Raw genomic sequence first — 8,469 nt, forward strand, 5'->3', positions numbered from 1 at the left:
GTCGCCGGCTTCGTCGAGCGTGCCGTGGCACAGCCGCACATCCGCCTGGTCACCGGCGGCAAGGCCGTGGAAGGCAACGGTTTCTTCTTCGAACCGACGGTGCTGGCCGATGCGCAGCAGGACGACGAGATCGTGCGCCGCGAAGTGTTCGGGCCGGTGGTGTCGGTGACCAAATTCAGTGACGAGGCACAGGTGCTGGGCTGGGCCAACGATTCCGACTACGGCCTGGCGTCCTCGGTGTGGACCGCCGACGTCGGCCGCGCCCATCGCCTGTCGGCGCGCTTGCAGTACGGCTGCACCTGGGTCAACACGCACTTCATGCTGGTCAGCGAAATGCCCCATGGCGGGCAGAAGTTGTCGGGGTATGGCAAGGACATGTCGATGTATGGGCTGGAGGATTACACCGTTGTGCGGCATGTGATGTTCAAGCATTAAAAATCAAACGCTTCGCGAGCAGGCTCGCTCCCACAGTTGATCGAATTTCCCCTGTGGGAGCGAGCCTGCTCGCGAATATCGCATCGCCAATCCCCAGCCATGCGTTACAAGGTTCTCTGGCTGTTGCCGATACCCTTGGCAATGTCAATTCCCCAGTCCATCGCCGCTTCCATGTCCAGCATATGGGGTTTTGGATCGTGGTTTTCGTCAATGACCGAGCCGTCCGGCCGGTAAACACCGATGAACATTCCCAATGAGCCGTCCTTCAGTATCTCGGCCTTGACCTTGATGCTGCATCCGTTCGAAAGCGTCTCCTTGTGCTCGATATGGCGCTCAGTCATTGCTGCTCCCCTCCCACGGTTGGTTTCGACCTATCGGCAATGCTAGCTCAGCCGCCTGCCAAGCGCTGATCGAGGCGACGGCCACCGCGCCCTGACAGCGGCGCAATGGCACCTATACTAGAGGCCACCTCCCCCCAAGGGGCTGCACTCCCAACAACAAAAAAGCAGAGGTGGAACATGGTCTGGCAGCAAATCTACGATCCGTTCAACAACCCGGTGCTTTCGACCCTCATGGCAGCCGTGCCGGTGGTGGTGATGCTCGCAGCCCTGGCCTTCTTCCATGTCAAGGCGCACCTGGCGGCATTGCTCGCCCTGGCCTCGGCCCTGGTGATCGCGATTTTCGCCTTCGGCATGCCCGCCGGCATGGCGGGGTCGGCCGCGTTGTACGGCGCCGCCAACGGTTTGTTGCCCATCGGCTGGATTGTATTGAACATCATTTTCCTGCACCGGCTGACCACCGAGAACGGCTCGTTCAAAGTGCTGCAGGACTCCCTGGCGCGGATCACCGACGATCGCCGCCTGCAATTGCTGCTGATCGCCTTCTGTTTCGGCGCCTTTTTCGAAGGCGCAGCGGGGTTCGGTACGCCGGTGGCGGTGACCGGGGCGATCCTCATCGGCCTGGGCTTTTCACCACTGGCCGCTTCGGGCCTGGCGCTGATCGCCAATACCGCGCCCGTGGCCTTCGGGGCCCTGGGTACGCCGATCATCACCCTGGCCAAAGTCACCGGGCTCGATGAAATGGAGCTGTCGATGATGGTCGGACGGCAACTGCCGTTCTTCTCGGTAATCGTGCCTTTCTGGCTGATCTGGGCCTTCGCCGGCTGGCGCAAGATGCTGGAAATCTGGCCGGCGATCCTGGTGACCGGGGTCAGTTTTGCCGTGCCGCAGTTCATCGTGTCCAACTATCACGGGCCGATGCTGGTGGACGTGATCGCCGCGCTGATTTCCATGGCCTGCCTGACGGGTTTCCTCAAAGTGTGGAAACCGGCCACCGTGCATACCTCCGCCGCCCTGTCCGGGCGCGTCGATAACTCGGCCATCGCCGAGGAGCATGACGAAAAGCCGATCGCCAGCGCAGCCTTTGCCAGCGACGCCAAGCCTGCGGTAATGCGCGCCTGGATGCCGTGGATCATCCTCACGGTCTTCGTTTTCGCCTGGGGTACCCAAGGCTTCAAGAACATGTTCGACACCCGCCCGGCGATCGATCCGGCCACCAGCGCGGCCAAACTGGATCCCCAGGGTAAACCGTTGCGCGAGGCAAATCCGATTTTCGCCCCGGTCCTGACTTTCACTACGATTCACCAGCAGATCGAAAAGATTCCGCCCGTAGTGCCTGCACCGAAAACCGAAGAAGCGATCTACAAGTTCACGTGGTTCACCAGCACTGGCACCGGCATTCTGCTGTCGGCGATTCTCGGCGGGCTGTTGATGGGCTACTCCATCCCGCAGCTGGTTCACCAGTACCTACGCACGCTGTGGGTGGTGCGCTACTCACTGGTCACCATTACCGCGATGCTCGCCCTGGGCTTCCTCACCCGCTACTCGGGGCTGGACGCGACCATGGGCCTGGCCTTTGCCGCGACAGGGATTTTCTATCCGATGTTCGGCACCCTGCTCGGCTGGCTCGGCGTGGCGCTGACCGGCTCGGACACCGCGTCCAACGTGCTGTTCGGCGGCTTGCAAAAAGTCACCGCCGAGCAACTGGGGCTCAGCCCGGTGTTGATGGCCGCCGCCAACAGTTCCGGCGGGGTCATGGGCAAGATGGTCGACGCCCAGTCGATCGTCGTTGCCTCCACCGCCACCCGCTGGTATGGCCATGAAGGGGAAATCCTGCGCTATGTGTTTTTCCACTCGATCGTCCTGGCGATCCTGGTCGGCGGCCTGGTGACGTTGCAGGCCTATGTCGCACCGTTCAGCAATATGGTGGTGGGCGGCCATTGATCGGACAACCCGGGCAATCACCCAAATGCTGTTCACTGTAGGAGCGAGCATTACGGCAATCGCCCGGGCTTTCATGAACGGAGTATCGTAAAACGACTATGAATATTCTCTACGATGAACGCGTTGATGGCGCTCTGCCAGAGGTCGACAAGGCCGCGCTGTTGCAGGCCTTGCGCACGCAGTTGCCCGACCTGGAAATCCTGCACCAGCAGGAAGAACTCAAGCCGTACGAATGCGACGGGCTGAGCGCCTACCGCACCACGCCGATGCTGGTGGTGCTGCCGCGGGACATCACCCAGGTCCAGGGCATATTGCGCCTGTGTCACGCACGCCGGGTACCGGTCGTCGCCCGGGGTGCCGGTACCGGCCTGTCTGGCGGCGCCTTGCCCCTGGAAAAAGGCGTGCTGCTGGTGATGGCCCGCTTCAACCAGATTCTGCAGATCGACCCCGCCGCCCGTACCGCGAGGGTGCAGCCGGGAGTGCGCAACCTGGCGATCTCCCAGGCCGCCGCGCCGTTCGGCCTGTACTACGCGCCCGACCCGTCCTCGCAGATCGCCTGCTCGATTGGCGGCAACGTCGCCGAAAACGCCGGCGGCGTGCATTGCCTCAAGTACGGCCTGACCGTGCATAACCTGCTCAAGGTCGACATCCTCACCGTCGACGGCGAACAACTGACCCTGGGCTCCGACGCCCTGGATTCCCCCGGCCTTGACCTGCTGGCCTTGTTCACCGGCTCCGAAGGCATGCTTGGGGTGATCACCGAAGTCACGGTCAAGTTGCTGCCCAAGCCGCAGTCCGCGAAGGTGCTGCTGGCCGCGTTCGACTCCGTGGAGAAAGCCGGCCACGCCGTCGGCGACATCATTGCCGCCGGCATCATCCCGGGCGGCCTGGAGATGATGGACAACCTGGCCATCCGCGCTGCCGAAGACTTCATCCACGCCGGTTACCCGGTGGAGGCCGAGGCCATCCTGCTGTGCGAACTCGACGGCGTCGAAGCCGACGTGCGTGACGATTGCGACCGCGTGCGCCAGGTGCTCGAGCAGGCCGGCGCCACCGAAGTGCGCCAGGCCCGGGATGAGGCCGAACGCGTGCGCTTCTGGGCCGGACGCAAGAACGCCTTTCCGGCGGTGGGCCGCCTGTCGCCGGATTACTACTGCATGGACGGCACCATCCCGCGTCGTGAACTGCCGGGCGTGCTCAAGGCCATCGCCGAACTCTCGGCCGAATACGGCCTGCGAGTAGCCAACGTGTTCCATGCCGGCGACGGCAACATGCACCCGCTGATCCTGTTCGATGCCAATACACCGGGCGAACTGGATCGCGCCGAGGCCCTGGGCGGCAAGATCCTCGAGCTGTGCGTGAAAGTCGGCGGCAGCATTACCGGGGAACACGGCGTAGGCCGGGAAAAGATCAATCAGATGTGCGCGCAGTTCAACAGCGATGAGCTGACCCTGTTCCATGCGGTCAAGGCGGCCTTCGACCCCGGCGGACTGCTCAATCCCGGCAAGAACATACCGACCCTGCACCGCTGCGCCGAGTTTGGTGCCATGCATGTGCACGCAGGAAAACTGCCCTTCCCCGACCTGGAGCGTTTCTGATGCACCCACCTGCTGATCTCGATGACAGCACAGCGCTGCTGGAGCAGGTCAACCAGGCGTTGGCCAACGCCACGCCGCTACGGATTCAGGGCGCCAACAGCAAGGCGTTCCTGGGCCGCGTGACGGCGGGGGAAATACTCGATACACGATCGCACCGGGGCATTGTCCGCTATGACCCGACAGAACTGGTGATCACAGCGCGCTGTGGCACACCGCTGACGGAACTGGCAAGCGTGCTGGACGCCGCGCAGCAGATGTTGCCCTGCGAACCGCCGGCCTTCGGCGATGACGCCACCGTCGGCGGCATGATCGCTTGCGGGCTGTCCGGGCCGCGTCGGCCGTGGTCGGGGTCGGTGAGGGATTTCGTGCTGGGTACGCGGGTGATTACCGGGCTGGGCAAGCATTTGCGTTTCGGTGGCGAGGTCATGAAAAACGTCGCCGGTTACGACCTGTCGCGCCTGATGGCCGGCAGTTACGGCACCTTGGGCCTGATCACCGAGGTCTCGCTCAAGGTCCTGCCCAAGCCCCGGCAGGCCCTGAGCATCAGCCTGCAAATGAACGTCGAGCAAGCTTTGCTGCGCCTGGCGGAATGGGGCCAGCAACCGCTGCCGATCAGCGCCGCCTGTCATGACGGCGAGTGCCTGCACTTGCGGCTCGAGGGCGGCGAAGGCTCGGTGGCGGCGGCCCGCGATCGCCTGGGTGGCGAGGTGCTCGACGCTTCGTATTGGGCCGATCTCAACGAACAGCGCCTGGCGTTCTTCGATGAAGACCAGCCACTGTGGCGCCTGTCCGTGCCCAACAACACACCGCGCCTGTCCCTGCCCGGTCGGCAACTGATCGATTGGGGCGGCGCCCAGCGCTGGCTCAAGTCCGATGCCCGGGCAACGTTCATTCGCCAGGTCGTCGCCGAGGCTGGCGGGCACGTCACCTGCTATAGCCACGGGCTCACGGACACGCCCTTCCAGCCACTGCCCGACGCGCTGCTGCGTTACCACCAGAGCCTCAAGCAGCAACTCGACCCCCAGCGCATCTTCAACCCCGGACGCCTGTACGCGGAGTTATGAATCATGCAGACCACCTTGAGCGAACGCGCCCGCCGATTGCCCCGCGCCGAAGAAGCCGACAGCATCCTGCGCAACTGCGTGCACTGCGGTTTTTGCAACGCTACCTGCCCGACCTATCAGTTACTCGGCGATGAGCTCGATGGCCCGCGTGGGCGCATCTACCTGATCAAGCAGGTGCTGGAAGGCAACGAAGTCACGGCAAAGACCCAACTGCACCTGGATCGCTGTCTGTCGTGCCGCAACTGCGAGACCACCTGCCCTTCGGGGGTCGATTACCATAATTTGCTGGACATTGGTCGCGCCGTGGTCGATGCAGCGGTGCCGCGTCCGATTGGCCAGCGCCTGTTGCGCGAGGGACTGCGCAAGCTGGTGCCGCATCCGGACCTGTTCAAACACCTGGTCAACAGTGGCCAGACACTGCGCGCGCTGCTGCCCGGTACGCTGCAGGGCAAACTGCCGCGCAACCTCCCGGTGCCCAAGCAGCGTCCCGCCACCCGCCATGCCCGGCAGGTATTGATGCTCGAAGGTTGCGTGCAGCCCGCACTGTCGCCCAATACCAACGTGGCTGCCGCCAGGGTACTGGACCGGCTGGGCATCAGCGTCATGCCGGCCCGCGAGGCCGGGTGTTGCGGTGCCGTGGATTATCACCTGGACGCCCAGGCGGCTGGCCTCGATCGGGCCCGGCACAACATCGACGCCTGGTGGCCGGGTATTGAACAAGGCGCCGAGGCCATCGTGCAAACCGCCAGCGGTTGCGGTGCCTTTATCAAGGATTACGGGCACCTGCTCGAACGCGATCCAGCCTATGCCGACAAGGCGAAAAAGGTCAGCGCGCTGGCCCGGGACCTGGTGGAAGTATTGCGCGACGAACCGTTGGAACAACTGGGCATCCACAACGCCCACCGCGTGGCGTTCCATTGCCCCTGCACCTTGCAGCACGCGCAAAAACTCGGCGGCGCGGTGGAGAAGCTGCTGATCCGCCTGGGGTTCAACCTCACCACTGTTCCAGACAGCCATTTGTGCTGCGGTTCGGCGGGCACCTATTCGCTGACCCAACCGGAACTGGCCCGACAGCTGCGCGACAACAAGTTGAATGCCCTGGAAAGCGGCTACCCCGAAGTCATCGTCACCGCCAATATCGGTTGCCAGTCGCACCTCGACGGCGCGGGTCGCACCCCCGTTCGGCACTGGATCGAACTGGTCGAAGACGCCTTGTCCCAATAACGCCCACTGGAGAACGCCCATGAACCGCAAAGCCGTCCTGAGCCAGGTCGAAATCAGCCGGATCCTCGCTGCCGCGCGCACCGAAGCCCAGGCCAACCAATGGCCGGTGACCATTGTCGTGGTCGATGACGGAGGACATCCCCTGGCCCTCGAACGCCTCGATGGCGCCTCGCCCATCAGCGCCTACATCGCCACGGAAAAAGCCCGCACCTCGGCCCTGGGGCGGCGTGAATCCAAAGGCTATGAAGAGATGGTCAACGGTGGGCGTACGGCCTTTCTGTCGGCCCCGCTGCTGACCTCCCTCGAAGGCGGGGTGCCGATCATGGTCGACGGCCAGGTGATCGGCGCGGTCGGGGTGTCCGGGGTCAAGGCCGAGCAGGATGCACAAGTGGCGAAAGCCGGGGCGCAGTGCCTCGGTTGACCACAGGGCATGTCGCTGCAAGAACCATCAATCCGCCGAAGAGGAAGCGCACCGATGCCCCGTCTCACTGCAAAAGACTTTTCCCCGCAACTGCTGGAACTCTACGACTACTACGCCCATGGCCTGATCAACCGGCGCGAATTTCTCGACCGCGCCGCGCTGTTCACCCTGGGTGGCTTGACCGCTGGTGCGCTGCTGGCGTCCCTGAGCCCGGATTACGCCCTTGCCGAACAGGTCGAATTCACCGACCCGGACATCATCGCCGAGTACGTCACCTACCCCTCTCCCAAGGGCAACGGGCAGGTGCGCGCCTATCTGGTGCGTCCGGCAAAAGCCGCCGGCAAGGTCGCGGCGGTGGTGGTCGTCCATGAAAACCGCGGGCTCAACCCTTACATCGAGGACGTCGCGCGGCGCTTGGCCAAGGCCGGTTTCATCGCCCTCGCCCCGGATGGCCTGAGTTCGGTCGGCGGTTACCCCGGCAACGACGACAAGGGCCGTGCACTTCAGGAAAAGGTCGACCCGCAAAAGCTCATGAATGACTTCTTCGCCGCCGTCGAGTGGATGATGAAGCATCCCGACGCCAGTGGAAAAGTCGGCATCACCGGGTTCTGTTATGGCGGTGGCGTCACCAATGCGGCAGCCGTGGCTTACCCGGAACTGGGCGCCGCCGTGTCGTTCTACGGCCGACAACCGGACGCCAAGGATGTGCCCCGGATCAAGGCGCCGGTGATGCTGCACTATGGTGAACTGGATACGCGCATCAACGAAGGCTGGCCCGCCTATGAGCAGGCGCTGAAGGCCGGCGGCAAGACCTATGAAGCCTATATCTATCCCGGCGCCAACCATGGCTTTCACAACGACTCCACGCCGCGTTATGACGAGGCGGCGGCGAAGCTGGCCTGGGAGCGGACGCTGGGATGGTTTCGTAAATATCTGGTTTGATTGAATGTTTGGATTGGAGGTATATCCGTTGCTGCGGTAACGGCCACTTAGGGTTTCGCCATTACGGCGAGTCACTTGGAGAAGCCCGTAGGAGCGAGCATGCTCCGGGCGGCGTTCCGACGATGGAGGTCAACGATGACGCGGGAAGCCTGACACCCCGTGGTGCTCTCAGGTTTTTCGCGAGCATGCTCGCTCCTACAGAGCCCGCCGTGATGGGGCAAGAAAATCAAAAGCCAAATCAACAGCCAAAGCGAGGCGGCCTTACAGCCGACCTGATCGCAGGTCTGTTCGCATTCCCCCTGTGGGAGCGAGCCTGCTCGCGATGGTCGTCAACGATAACGCGCCCTTTCTGGATGAACGCGTTGTCTGGACATTTTTCGCGAGCAGGCTCGCTCCCACAGGGGATTGGGGATATCTGCAAAAGTCAGGTCGGCTGTCAGGCCGCCTCGCTTTGCTTTGGATTTGGGTGCCCCGTTAACCACGCTGGCCGAACGCAGGCATTG

At 63.3% G+C, this 8,469-nt stretch carries 8 protein-coding genes; 7 read left to right on the forward strand and 1 reads right to left on the reverse strand.

The features are described 5' to 3' along the window. Window positions 1–435, forward strand: a 435-nt coding sequence (locus PG5_RS32525; protein ID WP_155943707.1) for an aldehyde dehydrogenase family protein, incomplete at its 5' end; no start/stop codon positions are given. A gap of 104 nt (window positions 436–539) precedes the next feature. Here the strand turns inward: PG5_RS32525 and PG5_RS32530 are convergent. Then, window positions 540–776, reverse strand: a complete 237-nt coding sequence (locus PG5_RS32530; RefSeq protein ID WP_020801332.1) for a hypothetical protein — start codon at window positions 774–776, stop codon at window positions 540–542. 177 nt (window positions 777–953) lie between these two features. On the opposite strand from PG5_RS32530, the gene PG5_RS32535 reads away from it, so the two are divergent. The 6 genes from PG5_RS32535 (at window position 954) to yghX (ending at window position 7,966) form a co-directional block, all read left to right on the forward strand. Further along, on the forward strand, window positions 954–2,717 hold the full coding sequence (locus tag PG5_RS32535; RefSeq protein WP_020801333.1) for an L-lactate permease: 1,764 nt from the start codon (window positions 954–956) through the stop codon (window positions 2,715–2,717). A gap of 98 nt (window positions 2,718–2,815) precedes the next feature. Next, the gene (gene glcD / locus PG5_RS32540) at window positions 2,816–4,315 is read left to right on the forward strand and encodes a glycolate oxidase subunit GlcD (RefSeq protein WP_020801334.1); all 1,500 of its coding nucleotides are present in this window, start codon (window positions 2,816–2,818) and stop codon (window positions 4,313–4,315) included. Continuing rightward, a complete protein-coding gene (glcE, locus tag PG5_RS32545) occupies window positions 4,315–5,379 on the forward strand; it encodes a glycolate oxidase subunit GlcE (protein WP_020801335.1) in 1,065 nt (354 codons plus the stop codon). The genes glcD and glcE overlap by 1 nt, the downstream gene beginning before the upstream one ends. Before the next feature lie 3 nt (window positions 5,380–5,382). Beyond that, on the forward strand, window positions 5,383–6,603 hold the full coding sequence (gene glcF, locus PG5_RS32550) for a glycolate oxidase subunit GlcF (RefSeq protein ID WP_020801336.1): 1,221 nt from the start codon (window positions 5,383–5,385) through the stop codon (window positions 6,601–6,603). Between the two features lie 19 nt (window positions 6,604–6,622). Beyond that, window positions 6,623–7,024, forward strand: a complete 402-nt coding sequence (locus PG5_RS32555) for a heme-binding protein (RefSeq protein ID WP_020801337.1) — start codon at window positions 6,623–6,625, stop codon at window positions 7,022–7,024. A 54-nt stretch (window positions 7,025–7,078) separates the two neighbouring features. Continuing rightward, on the forward strand, window positions 7,079–7,966 hold the full coding sequence (gene yghX, locus PG5_RS32560; RefSeq protein ID WP_020801338.1) for a YghX family hydrolase: 888 nt from the start codon (window positions 7,079–7,081) through the stop codon (window positions 7,964–7,966). Window positions 7,967–8,469: the final 503 nt, after the last annotated feature.

Origin of the sequence: Pseudomonas sp. G5(2012) (genome assembly GCF_000408945.1) — a bacterium.
Classification (GTDB): domain Bacteria; phylum Pseudomonadota; class Gammaproteobacteria; order Pseudomonadales; family Pseudomonadaceae; genus Aquipseudomonas; species Aquipseudomonas umsongensis.

What these genes read in the sequence shown, in the direction of transcription:
- PG5_RS32530 (WP_020801332.1), bottom strand. Translation starts at nt 776, where the DNA reads ATGACTGAGCGCCATATCGAGCACAAGGAGACGCTTTCGAACGGATGC.
- PG5_RS32535 (WP_020801333.1), top strand. Translation starts at nt 954, where the DNA reads ATGGTCTGGCAGCAAATCTACGATCCGTTCAACAACCCGGTGCTTTCG.
- glcD (WP_020801334.1), top strand. Translation starts at nt 2,816, where the DNA reads ATGAATATTCTCTACGATGAACGCGTTGATGGCGCTCTGCCAGAGGTC.
- glcE (WP_020801335.1), top strand. Translation starts at nt 4,315, where the DNA reads ATGCACCCACCTGCTGATCTCGATGACAGCACAGCGCTGCTGGAGCAG.
- glcF (WP_020801336.1), top strand. Translation starts at nt 5,383, where the DNA reads ATGCAGACCACCTTGAGCGAACGCGCCCGCCGATTGCCCCGCGCCGAA.
- PG5_RS32555 (WP_020801337.1), top strand. Translation starts at nt 6,623, where the DNA reads ATGAACCGCAAAGCCGTCCTGAGCCAGGTCGAAATCAGCCGGATCCTC.
- yghX (WP_020801338.1), top strand. Translation starts at nt 7,079, where the DNA reads ATGCCCCGTCTCACTGCAAAAGACTTTTCCCCGCAACTGCTGGAACTC.